This is a genomic window from Parafrankia soli, assembly GCF_001854695.1.
GTDB lineage: Bacteria > Actinomycetota > Actinomycetes > Frankiales > Frankiaceae > Parafrankia > Parafrankia soli.
In genome coordinates this window covers 31,194-51,568 of the sequence record NZ_MAXA01000091.1, presented here as the reverse complement: position 1 = coordinate 51,568, position 20,375 = coordinate 31,194, and the positions used below count along the sequence as shown (strand labels likewise).

Annotated in this window: 12 protein-coding genes; 5 read left to right on the top strand and 7 right to left on the bottom strand. The window is 73.5% G+C overall.

Annotated features, from left to right (window positions below; translation table 11 throughout):
- Positions 1-26: 26 nt before the first annotated feature.
- Positions 27-2,543: an endopeptidase La gene (gene lon / locus BBK14_RS09290; RefSeq protein WP_071061039.1), complete on the bottom strand. Its 2,517-nt coding sequence runs from the start codon at positions 2,541-2,543 to the stop codon at positions 27-29.
- Between the two features lie 335 nt (positions 2,544-2,878).
- On the opposite strand from lon, the gene BBK14_RS09285 reads away from it, so the two are divergent.
- The 5 genes from BBK14_RS09285 (at position 2,879) to BBK14_RS09265 (ending at position 6,979) form a co-directional block, all read left to right on the top strand.
- Entirely contained in the window at positions 2,879-3,847 is a 969-nt protein-coding gene (locus BBK14_RS09285) for a pirin family protein (protein WP_071061038.1), read from the top strand.
- 175 nt (positions 3,848-4,022) lie between these two features.
- Positions 4,023-4,763, top strand: coding sequence for a Crp/Fnr family transcriptional regulator (locus BBK14_RS09280; RefSeq protein WP_071061036.1), 741 nt, complete (start codon positions 4,023-4,025; stop codon positions 4,761-4,763).
- Between the two features lie 124 nt (positions 4,764-4,887).
- A complete protein-coding gene (locus BBK14_RS09275; RefSeq protein WP_071061034.1) occupies positions 4,888-5,622 on the top strand; it encodes a hypothetical protein in 735 nt (244 codons plus the stop codon).
- A 144-nt stretch (positions 5,623-5,766) separates the two neighbouring features.
- The gene (locus tag BBK14_RS09270; protein WP_071061176.1) at positions 5,767-6,588 is read left to right on the top strand and encodes a HipA family kinase; all 822 of its coding nucleotides are present in this window, start codon (positions 5,767-5,769) and stop codon (positions 6,586-6,588) included.
- Entirely contained in the window at positions 6,581-6,979 is a 399-nt protein-coding gene (locus BBK14_RS09265; RefSeq protein ID WP_020462966.1) for a DUF3037 domain-containing protein, read from the top strand. Before BBK14_RS09270 ends, BBK14_RS09265 begins: the two co-directional genes overlap by 8 nt.
- Positions 6,980-7,027: 48 nt before the next feature.
- On the opposite strand, the gene BBK14_RS09260 is transcribed toward BBK14_RS09265, so the two are convergent.
- The 6 genes from BBK14_RS09260 to BBK14_RS09235 all read right to left on the bottom strand — a co-directional run bounded on the left by BBK14_RS09260 (position 7,028) and on the right by BBK14_RS09235 (position 20,324).
- On the bottom strand, positions 7,028-7,615 hold the full coding sequence (locus tag BBK14_RS09260) for a hypothetical protein (RefSeq protein WP_241831335.1): 588 nt from the start codon (positions 7,613-7,615) through the stop codon (positions 7,028-7,030).
- Positions 7,616-8,202: 587 nt separating this feature from the next.
- Positions 8,203-13,194 (bottom strand): alpha-(1->3)-arabinofuranosyltransferase domain-containing protein, encoded by a 4,992-nt coding sequence (locus BBK14_RS09255; RefSeq protein ID WP_071061032.1) that lies wholly within the window; start codon positions 13,192-13,194, stop codon positions 8,203-8,205.
- Positions 13,191-14,558 (bottom strand): glycosyltransferase family 4 protein, encoded by a 1,368-nt coding sequence (locus BBK14_RS09250; protein WP_071061030.1) that lies wholly within the window; start codon positions 14,556-14,558, stop codon positions 13,191-13,193. The genes BBK14_RS09255 and BBK14_RS09250 overlap by 4 nt, the downstream gene beginning before the upstream one ends.
- Positions 14,555-16,261: a lipopolysaccharide biosynthesis protein gene (locus BBK14_RS09245; protein ID WP_071061028.1), complete on the bottom strand. Its 1,707-nt coding sequence runs from the start codon at positions 16,259-16,261 to the stop codon at positions 14,555-14,557. Before BBK14_RS09245 ends, BBK14_RS09250 begins: the two co-directional genes overlap by 4 nt.
- 165 nt (positions 16,262-16,426) lie before the next feature.
- Positions 16,427-17,416 carry a GDP-mannose 4,6-dehydratase gene (gene gmd / locus BBK14_RS09240; protein ID WP_071061174.1) on the bottom strand — a complete coding sequence of 330 codons (990 nt, stop codon included), beginning with the start codon at positions 17,414-17,416 and terminating at the stop codon, positions 16,427-16,429.
- A 64-nt stretch (positions 17,417-17,480) separates the two neighbouring features.
- On the bottom strand, positions 17,481-20,324 hold the full coding sequence (locus tag BBK14_RS09235) for an acyltransferase family protein (protein WP_071061026.1): 2,844 nt from the start codon (positions 20,322-20,324) through the stop codon (positions 17,481-17,483).
- Between the last annotated feature and the right edge of the window lie 51 nt (positions 20,325-20,375).

The window sequence follows — 20,375 nt, the reverse complement described above, 5'->3', positions numbered from 1 at the left end:
ACCCAACGATTTGCCAACGGACAATCTCAGGCCGCCACGGCGTGGGTGTGCGTCGTGTCGAAGGCCGGTTCCAGCGCCAGCTCAAGCACTTCGCGGACGTCCGCAACCAGGTGCACGGTCAGCGCCTCGCGGACCGCTGCCGGGACGTCGTCAAGGTCCGGGCCGTTGCGCGCCGGCAGGAGCACCGTTGTGATGCCGGCGCGGTGCGCGGCGAGCAACTTCTGCTTGACCCCACCTATGGGTAGCACCCGACCGGTCAGCGAGACCTCGCCGGTCATCGCCACGTCCGCGCGCACCGGGCGCCCGGAGAGCAGGGATGCCAGCGCGGTGGTCATCGTGACCCCGGCGCTCGGCCCGTCCTTGGGCACCGCGCCCGCCGGGACGTGGATGTGCACCCCGCGGTCACGCAGGTCGCCGACCGGCAGTTCGAGCTCCACCCCGCGCGAGCGCAGGTAGGACAGCGCGATCTGCGCCGACTCCTTCATGACGTCGCCGAGCTGCCCGGTCAGCGTCACTCCGCTGGCCCCGGTCTCCGGGTCGGCCAGTGACGCCTCGACGAACAGGACGTCCCCGCCGGCCCCGGTGACCGCGAGCCCGGTCGCCACCCCCGGCAGCGCGGTGCGCTCCGCCGACTCCGGGGTGTGCCGCGGCCGTCCGAGGTATCCGGCCAGATCGCCGGCGCCGATCGTGACCGGCAGGGCGGTCCCGTCCAGCGCGACCTTCGCGACGACCTTGCGCAGCACCCGGGCGGTCGCCCGCTCCAGGTCACGCACGCCGGCCTCGCGGGTGTACTCGCCGGCCAGCAGCCGCAGCGCCGCGTCGTCCACGGTGACGTCGTCGGGGGTCAGCCCGGCCCGCTCGAGCTGGCGCGGGAGCAGATGGTCGCGGGCGATGGTGACCTTCTCCTCCTCGGTGTAGCCGTCGAGCAGGATCAGCTCCATCCGGTCCAGCAGCGGCGCCGGGATGGACTCCAGCACGTTCGCGGTGGCCAGGAACAGCACGTCCGACAGGTCGAGCTCGACCTCCAGGTAGTGGTCGCGGAAGGTGTGGTTCTGCGCCGGGTCCAGCACCTCGAGCAGCGCCGCCGTCGGGTCCCCGCGGTAGTCGGAGCCGACCTTGTCGACCTCGTCGAGCAGGATCACCGGGTTCATCGAGCCGGCCTCGCGGATCGCCCGCACGATGCGGCCGGGCTGCGCACCGACGTAGGTGCGCCGGTGGCCGCGGATCTCCGCCTCGTCGCGGACGCCGCCGAGCGCCACCCGGGCGAACCGGCGGCCCATGGCGCGGGCCACGGACTCGCCCAGCGAGGTCTTGCCGACCCCGGGCGGCCCGGCCAGCGCGAGCACCGCGCCGCTGCGGCGCCCACCGACGACCCCGAGCCCGGCGTCGGCCCGCCGGCGGCGGACCGCCAGGTACTCGACGATCCGGTCCTTGACGTCGCTGAGCCCGGCGTGGTCGGCGTCCAGCACGGCCCGCGCCGAGGCGATGTCGTAGGTGTCCTCGGCGTGCTCGTTCCACGGCAGCTCCAGGACGGTGTCCAGCCAGGTGCGGATCCAGCCGACCTCGGGGGAGGACTCGGCCGTCCGCTCCAGCTTGTCGACCTCCTTGAGCGCCGCGGCGCGGACCTTCTCCGGCAGGTCGGCGGCCTCGACCCGGGCTCGGTAGTCCTCCTGCTCGGAGGACGCGGGTGACCCGTCCAGCTCGGCCAGTTCCTTGCGGACGGCCTCCAGCTGACGGCGCAGCAGGAACTCCCGCTGCTGGCGGTCGACGCCCTCCTGGACGTCGCGCCGGATGGTCTCGGCCACGTCGACCTCGGCGGCGTGCTCCCGCGTCCACGGGACGAGCAGCTCCAGCCGGGCGGTCACGTCGACGGTGCGCAGCAGCTCCAGCTTCTGCACGGTCGACAGGTAGGACGAGTAGCCGGCGGTGTCGGCCAGCGTGTCGGGGTTCTCGATCGCCTCGACGGTGTCGGCGACCTGGCCGACCCCGCGGGCGCGCAGCACCCCGGTCACCAGCGTGCGGTACTCGCGGGCGAGCTCGACCAGCCGGGCGGCCGCGCCGTCGGGGTTGCCGGTGGCGCCGGTGGCACCCGGCGTGCCCGCGGTCGCCGTCGCGCTGATCGTGCCGGTGAAGCCGGCCGGGAGGACCGGCTCGACGGGGGTCGCCTCGGCCCACACGACACCGGTGTCGGCGGCGCCGGGCGGCGTGGGGGCGGTGCCGACCCGGGCGCGGGACACGGCCCGCACGAGCGCGGCCGTCCCGCCGTTCGGCAGCCGGCCGATCTGGTCGACGACGGCGAGGACGCCCATGTCGGCGAGGTCGCCGTCCACCCGGGGGACGAGCAGGATCTCGGCGGTGCGCTGGAAGGAGCGGCTGGAGATGCCCGGCGCCCTGGCGTCGGGTGTGGAGTCGGGCCTGCCGCCGCGGGCCGCGTCCACGGCGGCGCGGGTCCCGGCGTCCGACAGGTCGAGCGGAACCACCATGCCGGGCAGGACGACCGCGTCGTCCAGCGGCAGCAGCGGGAGGAGCCTGGTGTGTGACATGCGGCCTTCATCCCTCGTGTCGAGCGGCTTGGGCCCACTCTCGTTGAGCCTGTTGTGCTCAAGGCATCGGAGTGGATCGTTGTTCCCGAACCTGATCGCCCTGGGCGAACGCCGCTGTCTGCGTGAGATGTCGCGAGATGTCACGAGATGTGATGTGCGGGCCGTGATGCGCGGGATGTGAAGGTGCTCGAGGTGTCGGGAAGGGTCGGGCGTCCCGGTGGGTTGAGGGGGGTAGTTGCATCGGCAACTGTTAGGTCGGGTGGGAGCGAGGTCTCGCCCCGTCGACCGGGCAGGGGTCCGATGAGAGGATCTGCCTGGTTCCGTAGGAGGTCACCATGCCAGCCGTCACCGCCGACGCCCTCACGCTGCCGAGGCTGCCCGCACCGGGTCTCGGCGATGTCGAGCGCCCGGTGAAGAAGGTCGTCACCGCCCCGTCCGGGCTGGAGGGGGAGGGGTTCCCCGTCCGCCGGATGTTCGCCGGGGTGAGCCTGGCCGACCGCGACCCCTTCGTCCACGCCGACCAGATGGGCGAGGTCGACTACGCGCCCGGTGAGCCCAAGGGGACGCCGTGGCACCCGCACCGCGGCTTCGAGACCGTCACCTACATGATCGACGGCACCTTCCAGCACCAGGACTCGCACGGCGGCGGCGGCCTGATCGCCGACGGCGCCACCCAGTGGATGACGGCCGGCTCCGGCATCCTGCACATCGAGACCCCGCCCGAGGCGCTCGTCGTCAGCGGCGGCCGGTTCCACGGCGTCCAGCTCTGGGTGAACCTGCCGGCGAAGGACAAGTTCAGCGCGCCCCGCTACCAGAGCATCGAAGGGGAGGACGTCGCGCTGATCGCCTCCCCGGACGGTGGCAGCCTGGTCCGGATCATCGCCGGTGACGTCGGCGGCTTCCGCGGCCCCGGGTCGACCCACACGCCGATCGCGGTGGTGCACACCACGGTCAGCCCGGGCGCGCGGGTCAGCCTGCCCTGGAACCCCGAGTACAACGCGCTGGTCTACGTCCTGGCCGGTCAGGGCACAGTCGGTGCGGACGGCGCGCCCGTGCACCTCGGCCGGACGGCCGTGCTGGGCGCGGGAGACCGCATCACCCTCGCGGCGAGCGCGGCGCAGGACTCGCACACCCCGAACCTGGAGGTCCTGCTGCTCGGTGGCCGGCCGATCCGCGAGCACGTCGAGATGTACGGGCCGTTCGTCATGAACACAAAGGACGAGCTCCGCCAGGCGATCGAGGACTTCCAGGCCGGTCGGCTGGGTGTGATCCCGGAGAACGCCCTGATGCCGCACCGCGGGTGAGCCTGCCGCTGCCCGGCCCGGGACCGACCACGATTTAACCGAGGATGCCGGCGGACCGCACCCGGTCGTTCACATAAGGGAACGGCCGTGATGATATCAACCGGTACATCGGGCAATTCGTGGATCATCGGTCGGGCTCCGGCATGGGCGGCACCCGGCAGCAAGGGAGCGGATCATGGTTCGGGAGATCGGCCGGACCGGTCCGGAGCAACAAGGCCCGCGGCGGCGCGACTGGCCGTCGACCACCCTGCTCGGGCGGCTGCCCGAACAGACCCGGGCGGCATTCGTCGGTCTGGGCCCCTACCGTGAGTACGCCAGCGAGGAGATCGTCCTGCGGGAGGGCGACGGCACCAACTTCGTCGTGCTCCTGCTGAACGGGTGGGTCAAGGTCACCGCCTCCACCGAGAACGGCGGCTTCGCCCTGCTCGCCATCCGCCACGGTGGCGACCTCGTCGGCGAGCAGGCCGGCCTGGACGGTGAGCCCCGGTCGGCGACGGTCACCGCGGCCGGGGCGGTGCTGGCGAAGGTGATTCCGCTGGAGGCGTTCCTCGCCTTCCTGCGGTCCCATCCCGACGCGGGCCCTCCTGTGCTGCAGTCCGTCAGCGCCAAGCTGCGCAACGCGACCCGGCGCCGCGTCGAGTTCGGCGGGTGCTCGGTAGCCGTCCGGCTGGCCCGCGTGATCGTCGAGCTCGAACGCGCCTACGGGGCCGACGCGACGGACGGCCCGGGGCGGCGGGTCCAGATCGCCCTCACCCAGCCCGAGCTCGCCGCGCTCGTCGGCGCCGCCGAGCCGACGGTGCACAAGGTCCTGCGCGAGCTGCGCCAGCAGGGAGTCATCGATACCCGCTACCGCTCCATCGTGATCCGCGACGTCGAGGCCCTGCACCGGGCCGCCGGGACGACACGCCCCCGCTGATCGCCTATCGCTGATCGCCGGGGCTGATCGTCGTCGCTCGGACAATCCCATCGCATGACGATGTGTTCCGTGCCCACAGCGTGAACAGTTGCCTCCGACGGACCGTGACCATCGGAGGCTGTGCGTGAACGAGACGATGCCCGGCATCCGGCGGCTGTGTATCGCCGTCGCCGCATACGACAACGGCCGGGAGGGCCCGCTCCCGGAGGGCTCGCCGGCCTCGCCGCCGCTCGGGGCCGTCCTGGACGAGACCTGCGCGGCGGCCGACGTCCGGTGCGCGCACTGGGTCAACCGGCCGACCGGGGGCGAGCTGGCGGTGTTCCCGCCCGGCATCGACGAAGGCCGGGTGGTCTCCGACTTCGTCCGCGAGCTGCGCCGCACCCTGGTGCGGGTGAACGCCGAATTGCGGGCCAACGCCGAATTGCGGGCCAACGCCGGGTCGCAGGCCAACGCCGGGTCGGCGCCGCGGCTGCGGCTGCGGGTCGCGCTGCACCAGGGCATCACCCGCGTCGACGAGCAGGGCTACGGGGGGCGCGCGGTGGTGAAGGCGTGCCGGCTGCGCGACGCCGACATCCTCGACCGGGAGCTCGCGGAGCACCCGGAATCGGACCTGGTGCTCATCGTCTCCGGCGAGCTGTTCGACGACGTGGCCGGCGACGACGTGGCCGGCGACGACGTTTCGGGCGGTCATCCGCCGGACCTGTGCCGCGCCGACTTCCGGCCGGTGACCCTGGACGTGCCCGAGAGCGGCCAGCGCGCGCTGGCGTGGGTGCTGGCCCCCGCTCCGCCGCCCACCCGCCCGGCCCTCGCCTGGCGGCGCCCGGCCGAGCGCGACACCTCCAGCCGCGCGGGGGCCTAGAACGCGTCAGTCGGGGGGGCGCGGCGCACCGGTTCCGGTGCGCCGCGGTTCCCTCCCGGCCCAGTCCGACGTCCGGTGCGGCCCGGCACCTCGGTGTCTGGCCCGGCTCGGCTGGCCGCGTGGGCCGGCGGRCATGCTGGTGCGGTGCTTCGTCATGTCCTCGCGACCCGCTATGCCACGCCCCTGCGGGAGGGCGGCAGTCTTCCCGGCCTCATGGAGGGCGACGACCTCGGAACGTGGGTGGTGAAGTTCACCGGCGCAGGGCAGGGGCCCAAGGCGCTCGTCGCCGAGGTGATCGTCGGCGAGCTCGCGCGCGGCCTGGGCCTGGCCGTACCCGAGCTGGTCCTCGTCGATGTCGACCCGGATCTCGGCCGAACGGAGCCCGACCAGGAGGTTCAGGACCTGCTCCGGGCGAGCCCCGGCCGCAACCTCGGCATGGACTACCTGCCCGGCTCGATCACCTACGACCCGCTGGCGTTCCCGGTGGAGCCGGCGCTCGCCGCCCGGGTCGTCTGGCTCGACGCGTTCACGCTGAACGTCGACCGCTCCTGGCGGAATCCGAACCTGTTGGTGTGGGGCTCCCACCTGTGGCTGATCGACCATGGGGCGGCCCTGTACCCGCACCATGACTGGCCGGGCGCCGCGGCGGCGGTCGACCGGCCGCTGCCCGGCTTCGCCGACCACGTCCTGCTCCCCCTGCTGGGCGCGGACGCACCGGAGCTGCTCGCCGCCGCGGACCGGGAGCTCGCACCCGCGGTCACGGCGGACCTGCTGTCCCGGATCGTCGAGCTGGTGCCGGCGGAGTGGACGGACGTGTCCGRCTCGGCCTACGTCGACTGGCTGCTGTCCCGCGTCGAGGGGGACCGTCCCTGGCTGGCGGCGATGCTCACCCCCGCCGAACCGCTCGTCGCCGCCGAGCGGCGTACCGGACGTCCCGACTGGCTGCTGGGAGGCTCCGGTGCCTGATCTGTTCGAGTACGCGATGATCCGCGTCGTGCCGCGAGTCGAACGCGGCGAGTGCGTCAACGTCGGTGTCCTGCTGTGGTGCCAACGGGCCGGCTTCCTCGGCTCGCGGTGCGTCGTCGACCGGGAGCGCCTCGCCAGCCTCGATCCGTTCCTCGACCAGGACGCGGTGTCGGCGAGCCTCGCGGCCCTGCGCCGGGTCTGCGCCGGCGGCCTCGACGCCGGACCGCCTGGCCGGCTCCCCGGCGGGGAACGGTTCCGCTGGTTGACGGCCCCGCGCAGCACCGTGGTGCAGACGTCGGCCGTCCACACCGGTTTCACCGACGACCCCGCGGCCGAGCTGGACCGGCTGGTCGAGCTGCTCGTCGCCCGCCCCGGTCCGCCGCGGGGCTGAGGCGACGTCGCTCGCGGGCCCCCCACGTGCCCGCGAGCGACGCGCCGGTCAGGGCCGGCCGGGAGGCCCCGCCCCGTCACCGGTCAGTTCTAAGGGCTGCTCCACAGATCGGTGTAGCGCTGGGCGGAGGCGTTGTTGATGAACAGACAGGACGGCCCGGTCGGCCGGTACAGGGTCGAAGGCGACCCGAACACCACTGGAAGCCGGGTTGCGCCAGCCGATGTTGACGATCACCGCGGTGTGGATCCCGGGATTGAGCAACCCGGACTGGTAGATGCGGCTCACCGTACCGGCCGCCGCGTAGGTGTCGACGGCGGTCGGTGTCCCGCCATCTACACTGATCGTCGCGATGCCCCCGGACGGGCCCAGGACGCCGTAGACGTCAACCTGTGTCCCGGAGAACCGGAGCACCGCGCCACTCGACGGCTGGACCGACTCCCGGTAACTATTGTTGGGCGTGGCCGGGCCGCACCGCGTACACGCCGACCAGTCGCCGAAGTAGCTGACCTGGGAGACCCCCGAACCGATCGACGTGTCCTCGATGAGGGCTCCCGGCACCGGCAGGGCCTCCGCGCCGCTGCCGGCGATCGTCGCCCCGGCCAACAGGGTCGGCGCGAGGACGGCGAGACGCAGCATCGTCGATCGCAGGTAGGACCGCCGACGACCGGTTGGTGCGCGGACGATGTGATGGCCGCGCGCGCTGTCCACGCTGCCGCCCCGAGGTACCGCCGCCCGGCTGATCCAGGTGCCCGGCGGGCGGCCCGCCGATACGTGGTTCCATATCGCTCGGTCCCACGGGCTGGGCCCGGGTCCGGGCCCGGCTTCGCCAGAGCGTGGGACGCCTGTGGCGACCGCGTCGCGCGTGTTTCGGGTTGCGTTCGCCGGAGTTGGCAGCCTCCTGAGGCGATGTTCCCCGATCCGAAGTGATTTCCTGTGGCACCCCGCGCCTCATCCCTTCGTCAGGGCCCGTGGTCGGCAAGCTCGTCGACCAGAGCCGCTCGTAGCCGATGACGCGGTGATGCTATACGGAGGGTGAGATGAAATTACTCTCGGTAACTTTTCGACCGGAGATTCGGGGTGCCGTACCGGACATGCCCCCGCCGAGCCCGACACCCGCCCCGACACCCCACGGAGGCCCGGGCCCCGGCCACGCCGGCCCCAGCTCCCACCCCCGCTGACCGACCTCCGGGGCGCCGACCGACCTCCGAGCTAGAGCCCGTCGGTCACAGCTCGGACGGGGAGCCCTGTGCGGCGGGAGCGGTGGGGGTCCCGGGGGTGGTGCCCGAGGCGATCCGGGCAGCGGCGCGGGCGCGGACCAGCGAGACGATCATGTCGGCGGCCAGGAGGAGGACCGTGAGCCAGGAGATCATGGCGACTCGGTCGAACGCGGCCACCCAGGAGCCGTTGGCTGGCAGGTCGTGCCGGGCCTGCACCTGGAGGATGTAGAGCGCGCTGAGAGCCAGGCACGCGGCGGGGGCGACGCGCAGCAGCGGCCGGGCGCGGGGGATCCGCAGCGCGGCGGCGGTCAGCACGGCAACCACGAGTCCCGCCAGCGGGGCGACCAGCACCACGCTCGCCGCCCCGGTGGCCAGGGCCGTGAGCAGCGTCGACCGGCCCGACACCCGGAGAGCCGGGCCCGGCCCGGCCCGCCAGGGATCCGCCGTCGGCAGATCAGCCCGGCCTGGACCCGCGGTGCCCGCTCGGGCGACTCCGCCGGTGCCGGTGCCCGCGGGGATGTACTGGTAGCCGACGAGATGGCGCCAGCTCCGGCCGCGGCGGCGCTGGTACGCCCCGACCAGCAGGATCGCCAGGCTCAGGATGCCCGTCACCACCGACAGTTTCAGTGCGATGCCGACGACGTGCTGCGGTGCCCAGTCGAGGAGGACGGTGAAGCTCCCGGCGCTCGGGTCGATCCGCCAGCCGTTCGCGTATCCGTCGACCAGGTGGGATTCGCCGAGGTCCTGGCCGTTGACGCGGGCCGTCCAGCCGGGGGAGCGGCTTTCGCCCAGCACGAGCCAGAACGGTTTGCCCGGGGTCGCGGCGCTGACATCCACGCGGAACGAGGTGTCGCTGGTCGCCTCGACCTTCACGGTCGGTGCGGTCCCGCCCGGAACGGCGGCAGTCCCGGTGCCCGCCCCGGTGGTCGCACCGGCGGTGGCGTCCGTGCCGCTGCCGGTGGCGTCGAGCCAGGCTCCGCCGCCGGCGGCGGAGGCCAGCAGCAGCCGGTCGACGTCGATCCCGGTCAGCGCGCCGTTGGAGGTGCGCACCACGTGGTCACCCGCGTTGAGGGCGACCGGTGTCCCGCAGGCCCGCACCGTCAGTCCGGCGCGGCCGGCGGCGTCCTTGATGCTTCCGGTGACCTGGATCCCGACCGGTGCGCCGTCGACGGTCAGCAGGTCGGTGCGGCAGGGGGCGGGAATGTCCGCGGTACCGGTCGCCGCCGTTCCGGTGGTCCCGGGAACCGCGGTGATCGTCAGGCCGGCTGCGGCTCCGGTGACAGCGCCGGTGTCGGCACCGGTGGCCGTGGCGGTGGCGGGTGAGCCGGCGGTGCCGGGGGCGGTGGTCGCGGCCGAGCCGCGGCCCGTTCCGCCGGCGGTGCCGTCCAGGCCCGGTACGGCGACCTCGGCGATGCCGACCGGCAGGTCCATCACCGCGCCGCTGATCGTGTCGATGCTGGTGACGGTGCGGACGTCGTCCACGACCAGCCGGATGGTGCTGCCGGTGACCGCGGGGAAGGTGAGGCTGACGTTCTGGGCGGCGTTGCGGGTCTGCGAGCTGACCGGCGTGTCGGCGACCGGTGGGACGGCGACCGCGCCGACCCGACGTCCGTCCACCATGATGCCGATCTTCGTGGGTACGGAGTGCCGCCCGTCGGCGACGAGGGCGAGGTTCATCGAGGAGAACGTGACCGGGGTCGGCGAGGTCACCTGGAGCCAGGAGCCGATCTGGCCGCCGATGCCGGGGCTCCACGCCGTGGTGGTGTCGCCGTCGAACGCGCTCGACCCGCGTGCGGCGAGCGCGCCGGGCAGCCGGCCGGAGGAGGTGACCGTCGGCGCGGCTCCGGCCCGGCCGAGGGTCGCGTCCACGAGCTGGTCGGAGGCGTAGGCGGAGATCCGGGCGGTGCCGGTGAGCGCGAACGTGCGCGCCGTGGGCAGCGTGAACGAGCGTGCCATCGTCGGCTCGGGGTCGCGGCGGAACGGCTCGGCGGGGTTCGCCCGGTCGCGGGACATCTGCAGGCTCAGCCGGTGGTCGAGGGAGGAGGCGCCGGCGGCGTCGAGGGTGTCGGTGGGCAGGCGCAGCACCTCCTCCGCGGTCAGCGGCTTCCCGTCGGTGCCGGGGATCTCCACCTCGGCGAAGCCGACTGCGGACAGCCCGTCGTAGGTGCGCCGCACGCCGAAGTTCGTGGCGTCCACGTGGATGTGCAGCGTGGTGAACGTCCGGGACGGGAAGGTGATCGTCTGGCCGGCCTGGGTGCGGGAGGAGTCCCGCAGGTCGACGGTGATCGGAGAGCCGCCGTCGAAGGTCAGGGTCGCCCTGGTGATCCACCGGTTGCGCGGGCCGTTGAGCGGCTGGACGACGCGGATGTGGTCGGTGGTCGTCGGCTTCGCCAGGTCGACCTGCCAGGCGGCGCCCGCCGGGTCGGTGAACGCGCCGACCCGCCAGGCCGAGTCCAGGCTGCCGTCGATGCCGAGCACCGGGCGGTCGGAGACCCCGTAGGAGAAGGTGTTGCCGTAGTCGGTGGCCCGCACGTCCGCGACCTGGGCCTCCGAGCCCGGTGCGTGCATCTGGGCGACGGTCTGCGACGAGTGGCCGGCGTCGGGGAAGAGCACCAGCCGGTTGTCGTTGGCGTCCTTCGCCAGCGGGGTGACGCCGGGCTGCTCGACGTAGCCGAAGTTCTCCCGGATGCCTGTCCAGCGCTCGGCGCGCAGCCGGTTGGTGTCGCTGACCAGCAGCTCGGCGCCGTCGTCCAGGGCCTGGCGCAGCCGCTGCGGGTCGCTGGCGAGGTCACCGGCGTAGAGGATGGTGCGGCCGTCGTTGAGCACCGCGTCGAGCTGGCCGGTGGCCGCCGCGTCGACGAGGGCCTCCCCGTTGCCGCTGACCAGCAGCGGGGCGTCGGTGCGCTCGGCACGCACGATCGGGTGCGGGTCGTCGACGGGGAAGTCGGCGAGGGCCGGCGGGTCGATGACGTCGGCGTTGGTGCCCAGGGTGATCTCGTCGGTGTAGGGGATGCCCGGGTCCTCCAGCACCGGAGGCCCGAACGTGCGCGGCTCGGCCAGCCCGGCGGGGCGCTGGTTGGCCACGAGGTCCCAGGTCGCGCGCGGGCGCGGGGTCCGGAACCGCTCGTAGGCCAGGTTGCTGCGCAGCACGACGTCGCCGGCGCTCATCAGCCGGGCGATGTCGGGGATCGAGGCCGGGTCGAGCACGCCCTCCTGTATCCGCCGGTCCAGCGAGCGCAGCAGGTCCACGGAGCCGGCGTCGCCGTAGGGGATGAGTTCGCGGACCACGGACGGCCGGTCCATCAGCCCGGACATGACCGGGTCGAGCGTCGTGCCCCAGCGGTAGTGCGCGAAGTCGGCGCCGGGCAGCTCCAGCACCCGGGTCTGCTCCCCGGTGGCGTCGGGGGCGACGGCGTCCAGCGCGCTGGCGAGCTCCTGCTCGTAGCCGGGGATGTCCTCGGGCCGGTCCAGCAGCGGCTCGATGAAGTGCCCGCGGAACAGCGGTGACATGTTCAGCACGAGCAGCAGCGCCACCCCGCCGAACGCCAGCGTCGGCACCGCGCGCCCGCGCAGCCGTAGAGCACCGGCCGCGGGCCGCGGGGTATCGGTCGCGGACGACGTGCCGGCCCGGGCCTGTGCGCGGCGGGCCGCGTACCGCTGGTCCAGGACGGCGAGCCCACCGGCGAGCAGCACCGACAGCCCCAGGACGACCATCGGGACGGCACGCGGCAGCGACCGCAGCGCCAGGCCCGCGGTGGAGCCCTCGGCGAAGTCGCGGAACACCCGGCCCAGCGGGGACGGGTGGTCGTACGGGTACACGCCGACCGCGATCGTCGTGCCCAGCGCGATCAGTGCCACGAAGTACGCGCGCTGGCCCCATCGCAGGCAGGACGCGGCGACCAGGGCCAGGATCGGCACCGCGAAGCTGATCGTGATGATCACCAGGCTGCCGGTGTAGTCCTTGGCCGGGCCGATCCACAGGCCGAGCGCGTCCTCGCCGTAGAAGAACCAGTTGCCCAGGCCGCGCAGCACCTCGGACGCCTGCGAGCTGCTCGCCACGGTCTTCACCGTCTCGGTGAAGGCGAGCACGTTCAGCCCGTAGCCGGCCTGGGTGTACAGACCGGCCATCCACCAGGCGGACGTCACGACGACCAGCGCCACCGCCCGCCCGCACAGCGTCAGGGCGGTGCCGAGACGGACCTCCCGGGTGCCCCACACCGCGAACGGCACCCACAGCAGCGGCGCGAACAGGATGAAGATCAGGCTGGACGCGTTGATGCTGCCGATCAGGGTGACCATCAGCGCGAACGCCGCCGGCCAGCGCCAGCCCGAGCGCCAGCGCACCAGGCGCGGGGCGTCCGCGGCGCGGGAGCGGTCGTCCGCGCCGGCTTCGCGCAGCCCCCGCACGGTGATGCCGATCAGCCAGCCCAGGCCCGCGTACGGCAACAGGATGGCCGAGATCCGCGCCTCGTACTCCAGCGTGTACGGGGTGAGCATGTACCCGAGGGCCGCGATGAACGCGTAGCGGTTCGCCCAGCCGAACGTGCGCAGCAGGAACAGCACGCCGGCGCCCGCGCCGAACAGGATCGAGCCCGTCCACAGCCGCTGCGCCACCCAGTCGGGCAGCCCGGCGAGCTGGGCGAGCCAGTAGAACGCGCCCTGCGGGAACAGGTAGCCGATGTTCTGGTGGGTGACGGTCCCCATGCCGACGTCGGGGTCCCACATCGACACCGCGCGGGCCAGCATCCGGCCCGGGTCGAGGTAGAGGTACGCCTTCGTGTCGGCGCCGATCCGCCCCGGCGCCGTCGCCAGCAGCGGGATGTAGGCCAGCGCGGCGAGTACCAGCGCGGGCCAGGACGGCAGCAGCCGGCGGACCCGGCCGAGCCGCCCCTGCCGGCGCGGGTGATCGGAGGGCGGCGCGCCGCCGGGGCCCGTCGTGGCGCCCGGGGCCGGCCCGTCGGGATGGGCGGCTCCGGACGCCGGAGCGGTCAAGGTCACCGGGGCGCGCCCGAGCGCGAGCTCGGGGCGGGGCGGCGGACGAGCCGGCGGCGGGCGGCCTCGTTGACCAGCGCGAGGTAGGTCGAGCGGGCGGTGTGCTCCCAGGTGAACGTCGCCGCGTGCGCGAGCGCGCCGGCGGAGAGCCGGGCCCGCAGCTCGTGGTCGGACAGCACGCCGGCCAGGGTCTTGCCCAGGTCGTTCGGGTCCTCGACCAGCAGGCCGGACACGCCGTCCGCGACGGCGTCGGTGTGCCCGGCGATCTTCGTCGCGACGGACGGCGTCCCGCAGGCGGCCGCCTCGGTGATCGTCATGCCCCAACCCTCTCTGGCGGAGGCCGAGGTGAGCACCCAGGCACGCCGGTAGAGGTCGAGAAGACCCGCGTCGTCCACCCGGCCGACCAGCCGCAGCCAGTCGCCCGCGCCCGCCGCGGCGATGCGCGCCTCGAGCGCCGGGCGCTCGTAGCCCTCGCCGACGATCACGGCCTCCATCGCGGGGTGCTCGTCGTGCGCCCGGATCAGCGAGTCGATCAGCACGTCGAACCGCTTCACCGGCACCAGCCGACCGACGGCGAGCACCAGCGGGCGCGGGGAGCGCTCCCCGGCGGGGCTGAACGAGGGATCGATGCCCGGGGGGATCACCGAGATGTTGCCGGCCGGCAGGCCCAGCAGCTCGATGATCTCGTCCCGGGACGACTGGGAGAGGGTGAGGATCCGGGTGCGCCGGTACAGCGGCGGCGCCACCTTGAACTCGATGGTCTCGCCGACCTGGGCCAGCTTGGGGGAGAGCACCATCCGCCACATCGCGCCGTGGACGTGGTGCAGGAACACCACCCGCGGGCAGCGCGCCCAGACGGGGGAGAAGAACGGCATCCCGTTCCAGATCTCGACCAGGCCGTCCCACGGGCCGGTGCGGCCCAGCGCGCCGGACGTCGCCGTCCGCGGGAACACCGAGTACCGGCCGGCCTTGCGGACGATCTGGTAGCCGTTGCGCCGCGTGGTCTCGGGGTGGCCGGGTGCTTCGGCGGTGCGCAGGCTGACGTCGACGCCGGCGGCGGCCCACCGCTCGGCGACCTTGTCGGCGTGCAGTTCGGAGCCGCCCGCTTCGGGGTCGTCCAGATCCCGCCAGGCCAGCATGTGGATGCGGCGCATCCCCGAGGTCTCGACGAGCTCCGCCAGCGTGGGCTGTGCTGGCAGCGCGTCGGCGAGGCCGGCCAGCAGCTGCTCGGACGTCGCCGACGGGACGAACTGCTCGGTCAGCCCGGGCATCCCGGTGCCGACGAGGGGCACCTGCCCGGCGGCGGACGGCGGTGCCGGCAGCGGCGGAATGGTCGTGGGGCGCAGCGAGCCCTCCGGCAGCGTGCTCACGCGCGGGCCGTCCGGCGGGCGGCGGCGAGCACCATCAGCCCGGTGACGACGGCGAGCACGGCCTGGCAGCCGAAGTTCGCCCGCGCGGTCGACACGGGGGAGCCCTGCGCCCAGGCCATGAGGGCGACGGCGGTGCCGGTCGCGACGGCGAGCACGGCCAGCACGGCACGCTTGCCGAGAGCCAGCAGATAGTGGGAGAACAACACGGTCGCTCCGAGACAGGTCATAGCTCCGGCCAGCGGGAGGAGAGCGCCGGAGGCACTGGTGAAACGCGGCCCGAAAGYCAGCGACAGCAGTGTGTCGGGTGCGATCGCCGCTACGGTGAGCAGCCCCACCGCGGGCACCGCGAGTATCGCCAGCGTCGCACCGAGCTGATGCAGCGCATGCTGCCCGAGATGGTTGCGGTCCGCGGCCTCGGGCAGGAGGAACCCGGCCAGGACGATCGCGGCCAGCACGATCACCTTCGCCGCCACGGAGACGGCCGCGTAGGAGCCCGACTCGTCCGGGGCGAGCCGGCCCTGCAGCAGCACATCGATGTTCTGCAGCACACCGAGGAACGCCAGTGTCACCAGCGCGGCGCCGACCTCGATGGCGAGCCGCCGCGGCTCCGCGGTGGCCGCCGGCCCGGCGACCGGCAGCGGCAGCGTCGTCGCCCCGGTGTCGGCGTCGCCACGCCCCGCCGCCGGATGCGATCCCAACCGGCCGCCGGTGAGCCGGCGCTGGCGGGCCGGCGGTGCCGGGAGCTGGGTTGGGGCCGGGAGCTGGGTGGGGGCCGGCGGCGCCTGGGCCTGGGGGCGGGTCGGGTCGGCCTGCATGATCGCCGACGGGTGCCGGCGCAGGCTGTAACGGGTGTGCGCGAGTGCGGCGAGTACCCCGAGCAGCACGGCGATGGCCGCGCCGGCCTCGTCCAGTCCGGCCAGGACCAGCGCGATCGTCGAGCCGCTCTTGACCGCCGCGTCCACCAGCAGGTTCGTGGCGAGCGACGGGTAAAGCCGCCCGCACTGCATCAGCCCGCGGTCGACGCACAGCAGGCACCAGGCCGCTCCGGCGATGATGATCTCGGCGACCCCGCCGGCTCCGGGCAGCGAGAGCTCGCGGGCGACGAACCCGCGCGCGATGATCGCCAGGACGGCGACGGAGAGGACGAGGACGACCCCGGCCCGGCGGACCCGGCCGATCCACTCGTCGATCAGGTCGGCCTGGCCGGTGTGCTGCCAGTTCGTGATCCGCCGGACGACGCCGACGAGCAGGGCGCTGCCCGGCATCGAGACGACGAAGAAGATCGCGAAAAGCTGCGCGACGGCGCCGTAGGAGCGGGTGCTCATGGCCCGCGCGATGACCAGGGTGACCCCGAGGTTGGCCGCGTTGGCGATCAGCCCGGCGAGGGCGAGGGGGATCGCGCCCCGCATGGCCGCCCGGATCCGGTCGCTCTGGCCGCGCAGCCGCTCGGGCGCGAGGCTGGCGAGCCCGGGGAAGGCCGCGAGGCTCGGGTGCTGCCGACGCGGCTGTGTCGCCTGCCCGGGAATCATCGCCGGACCGGGCACTCCCCGCGTGCCGGGCGGCGGCTCCTCCTGCAGCCCCTGGCCCGCTACCTGCGCCGACCCGAGCGGCTGGGACGGGGCCGGCGCGGAATCCCGCCGGCCCGAACGGTGCCGCCCGCGCACCTGCGGGGGAAGAGACTCGGTGGCTGGACCTTGGTTCATCGGTTGTCCCCCGGAGTCGCGCACGCGCGTACCCTCCCCGTCACACGGCGTGACATGCGCCCGGGTGTGTATTCACCCGCGCCAGGTCTCGGCGCGGGTGGTGCGGCCCGCGCCAGTCGTGCGGGCTCGGTGGCGGGCACCCGGGGAACGTCGGTCACCGGTTGGTCAGTGTCTGTCCGCCGCAGCGGCCTCGGTGGCGAGGTCGGCGTCGACCATCATCTCCACCAGCTCGTGGAAGCCGACCCGCGGCTTCCACCCCAGCACCTCACGGGCCTTCGACGCGTCGCCCACGAGGACATCCACCTCGGCCGGGCGGAAGAACCGCGGGTCGGAGCGGACGTAGCCGGACCAGTCCTCGATGCCCACCCGGGCGAAGGCGACGTCCAACAACTCACGAATGCTGTGGGTCTCGCCGGTCGCCACCACGAAGTCGTCCGGGGTGTCCTGCTGGAGCATCCGCCACATCGCGTCCACGTAGTCCCCCGCGAAACCCCAGTCGCGCCGCGACTCCAGATTCCCCAGGGACACCGAGTCCTGCAGACCGAGTGAAATCCGCGCCACCGCCCGCGAGATCTTCCGCGTCACGAACTCGATTCCCCGCCGCGGCGACTCGTGATTGAACAACATCCCCGAACACGCGAACAACCCGTACGACTCGCGGTAATTCACCGTCAGGTAATGCCCGAACGTCTTCGCCACCCCGTACGGGGAACGCGGATGAAACGGCGTCGTCTCCCGCTGCGGCGTCTCCCGCACCTTTCCGAACATCTCCGACGAGGACGCCTGGTAGAACCGCACCCGGGACAGGTCGTTACCGCCCGCGATCCGCAGCGCCTCCAGAACCCGCAGCACCCCCATACCCGTCGTCTCCCCGGTCAGCTCCGCCTGCTTCCAGGAGAGTCCGACGAACGAGATCGCGCCCAGGTTGTACACCTCGTCGGGCTGGGAGATCTCCACCGCGCCGATCAACGACGGAAGATCCGTCAGATCACCCTCCAACAACACGACCCCCGGCACCAGCCGCTCCACGGTCGCCACCTTCGGGTTCGACTGCCCGCGCACCAGCCCGAACACCTCATAACCCCGCCCAACCAGCAACTCCCCCAGATACAACCCGTCCTGGCCGGTGATTCCCGTAATCAGCGCGCGAGGCACGATCATCCTCCTGTGGCCCGTGGAGTACTGCTGCGGAAGGTTAGCGTCAGGTAAAGCGGCCGGGTCACTCGGGTGCCGGGGCCGGCCCGTCGGCACCACGCGCCGTGGCCGGGCGGGCCAGCTTGAGAAGCTCGGGTAGCACCATCTGGCCGGCCCGCGCTCCACCGCCGTTGCTGATGTGAACACCGTCGTCGTCGCGCACGCGAACGCCGTCGATCTCACCGCGGTACTCGTTGCCCGGGCTGAGTACCGCGGCGAGATCGATGACGGTGGTGACGGCGGAGTGCCGCGCGGCGGTCTGGCGAAGCAGCTTGTTGAACTGGATCACCCGGTCGGCCCGGGTTTCCGGGTAGATGCTGCCGTCCGCCGCCTCACCCTCCTCGAACATCGGGGCGGTCAGCAGCACCACCTTCGCTCCGCGGGCCGAGAGGGTGGTGATCGCCAGGTCGAGCTCGCGCCCGAGATAGGCGTCGAACGCCGGATCACCGATGTGGGTCCGTCGGCCCTCGAGGTCCTGGTCGGTGACCTCCCAGCGCCCGACCAGCAGCATGGCCAGGTCGGGACGGAGCTCGTCGACTTTCCGGCTGAGGCGGGTGGGCCACTGGTCGCACCCCGGAGGTGGCAGGTTCACCTCGCCCATGAGGAGGCGGCGCGGCGAGCGGGTCACCCCGCATCCGAGCTGGGAGCCGTCGTGGATCTCCAGGCCCTCGCGGGCGGCGGACGTGGAGAACTCGCTGAAGCCGAGGGTGAGCGCGAGCGAGTCCCCGGCCAGGACGGCCCGCAGCGGTCGGCCCGTCACCGGCTCGGCCCGGGCCGTCGGCGGTGCCGCGGTAGCGGCCCGCGCGGCCAGCTGCTCCAGGTCCGCCGCGCCGCGGCCGGCGGACGGGTCCGCGATCGTGGCGACCATCACCAGGGCGACGACCGCGCAGATCGAGGCCGGGACGGTGACCCGCGGCATGGGGAAACGGATCTTCCGTCGCCTGATCGGGTTTTCGACCAGGTGGAACGAGGCGATGGTGATCGCCGCCGTGACGGCCACGCGCACGCCCAGCAGCGCCGCGCCGCTCAGCCCCGTGCGGGCCGCGGTGACGGTCAGGAAGACCGGCCAGTGCCACAGGTAGAGGCCGTAGGAGACCCGGCCGATGGTGGGTAGCGGCGGGAGCGACAGCACCCGCGCGGCCGGCCCGCGGGGCACCTCGACGATCGAGGCGATCAGCAGCATCACGATCACCGCCACGCCCAGGAAGCCGCCGGAGTAGAGCACCCGGCTCTCGCCGTCGACGGTCGCCCAGACCGTGAGCATCGCCACCCCGGCGAGGCAGCCGGCGACGGACAGGCCCTTCTTCGTCCGCTCGGTGAGCGGTGTCCGCCGCTGGATCCGCCACACAGCCAGTGCGGCGCCGGCCAGCAGCGCCTGCGCGCGGGTGTCCGTGCCGTAGTAGATGCGGGAGGCGTCCGCGCCCAGCACGACCAGCAGCAGCCCGAGCAGCGCGGACGCCTCCGCGCCCAGCACGGCGACGGTCAGGATCAGGGTCTGCGCCTTGTGGCGCTGGTTGCGCCACCGCGCCGTGGTGCGCCCGCTGTGCCACATCAGCAGGTAGACGGCGAGCGGCCACAGGACGTAGAACTGTTCCTCCACCGCCAGCGACCAGGTGTGCAGCAGCGGGGACGGGGCGGAGAAGTGGTCGAAATAGCTCTGGTCCGACAGCGCGAACCGCCAGTTGGCGACGTACCCGAGGGTCGACAGCGCGTCCACGCGCAGTGTCTCGACCTCGCTGGGCTGGGCGACGAACCGGGCGTAGGCCGCCACGCCCAGCATCATCGTCAGCAGTGCCGGCATCAGACGTCGGGTGCGGCGGATCCAGAACGACTTCAGGTCGATGCGCCGGGTGGTCCGGTACTCGGCCACGAGCAGGCCGGTGATCAGGAATCCGGAGAGGACGAAGAAGGCGTCGACGCCGAGCAGTCCGCCCGGCATCCAGCTCAGGCCCGCGTGGTAGGCCATCACCCCGAGGACGGCGAGGGCGCGCAGGCCGTCCAGCGCGGGAGAGTGGCCCAATGGTGCCAGCACCGGTGCCGTGAGTGGTCCGGTCTCGAGCGGCCCGGTCTCCGGCGATCCGTCGTCCGGCTGCCCGGTCTCGAGCGGGCCGGTCGCATGCGGGTCGGCCACCGGCTGGCGGGAACCGGCCCGGCGGGCCTCGGCCGGCTCGGCGCCGTGCGGGCGCGGCGGGCCGCTCCCGACGAGCTCGTGGCCGCCCCGCGGGCTCCGGTCGCCCGCGGGGCTCCCCGTGCGGGCGGCTCGCCCGGCACGGGCTGGGACGCGGGGGCGGGCGATGACGCGGGTGTGATCGTCGGCGTCGCGTGCCGCCTCGCGTGGGTCGCGTGAGGCGGCGGCCCGGCGCTCGATGTGCTCGGTCTCGTCGCCGCTGTACGCGCCGGCCCGGCGCAGGCGGCCCTCGGGGTCCGGGTAGGCGTCGTCCTGGTAGGCGGCGTCGAGCCGGGACCGGTCGAGATACAGGCCGTCCAAATGGTCTGTGGCCTCGTCGTACTCCGTGCCACTGCCCGTGTCCGCGCGTCGGCCTGCGGCAGGACGATCGATGTCGGCACCTGGGCCCGTGGCCGCGCCCGGACCGCCGGCCGCGTCGGTGCCGGAGTCCGGCTCCGCACGGCGGTCCGCGGCTCTGCGCCGGTCCCGGGCGGGGCGCCGCGGGTTGCGCTCGGCGGCGTGGCCGTCCTCCGGCTGACCGGGGCGGGGGCGAGCCAGCGGGTAGGTGTCGGTGTCTCGGCGGCTCAGCCCGGTCCCCTTCCGATGTCGTAGGTGCGCAGGTGTGGCGGCAGGCCACCGGATCGAGCCGGACGGGGCCTGGCACGGACGGTGCCGTGTCCGTTCGCGTACCGGGAGCAGCACATGGGCCCGATCGGCAAGGCTAATCCGCGGTTCCGGTCAGGGGAAACGCGT

What these genes read in the sequence shown, in the direction of transcription:
- BBK14_RS09260 (WP_241831335.1), bottom strand. Translation starts at nt 7,615, where the DNA reads ATGCTGCGTCTCGCCGTCCTCGCGCCGACCCTGTTGGCCGGGGCGACG.
- BBK14_RS09280 (WP_071061036.1), top strand. Translation starts at nt 4,023, where the DNA reads ATGGTTCGGGAGATCGGCCGGACCGGTCCGGAGCAACAAGGCCCGCGG.
- BBK14_RS09285 (WP_071061038.1), top strand. Translation starts at nt 2,879, where the DNA reads ATGCCAGCCGTCACCGCCGACGCCCTCACGCTGCCGAGGCTGCCCGCA.
- lon (WP_071061039.1), bottom strand. Translation starts at nt 2,543, where the DNA reads ATGTCACACACCAGGCTCCTCCCGCTGCTGCCGCTGGACGACGCGGTC.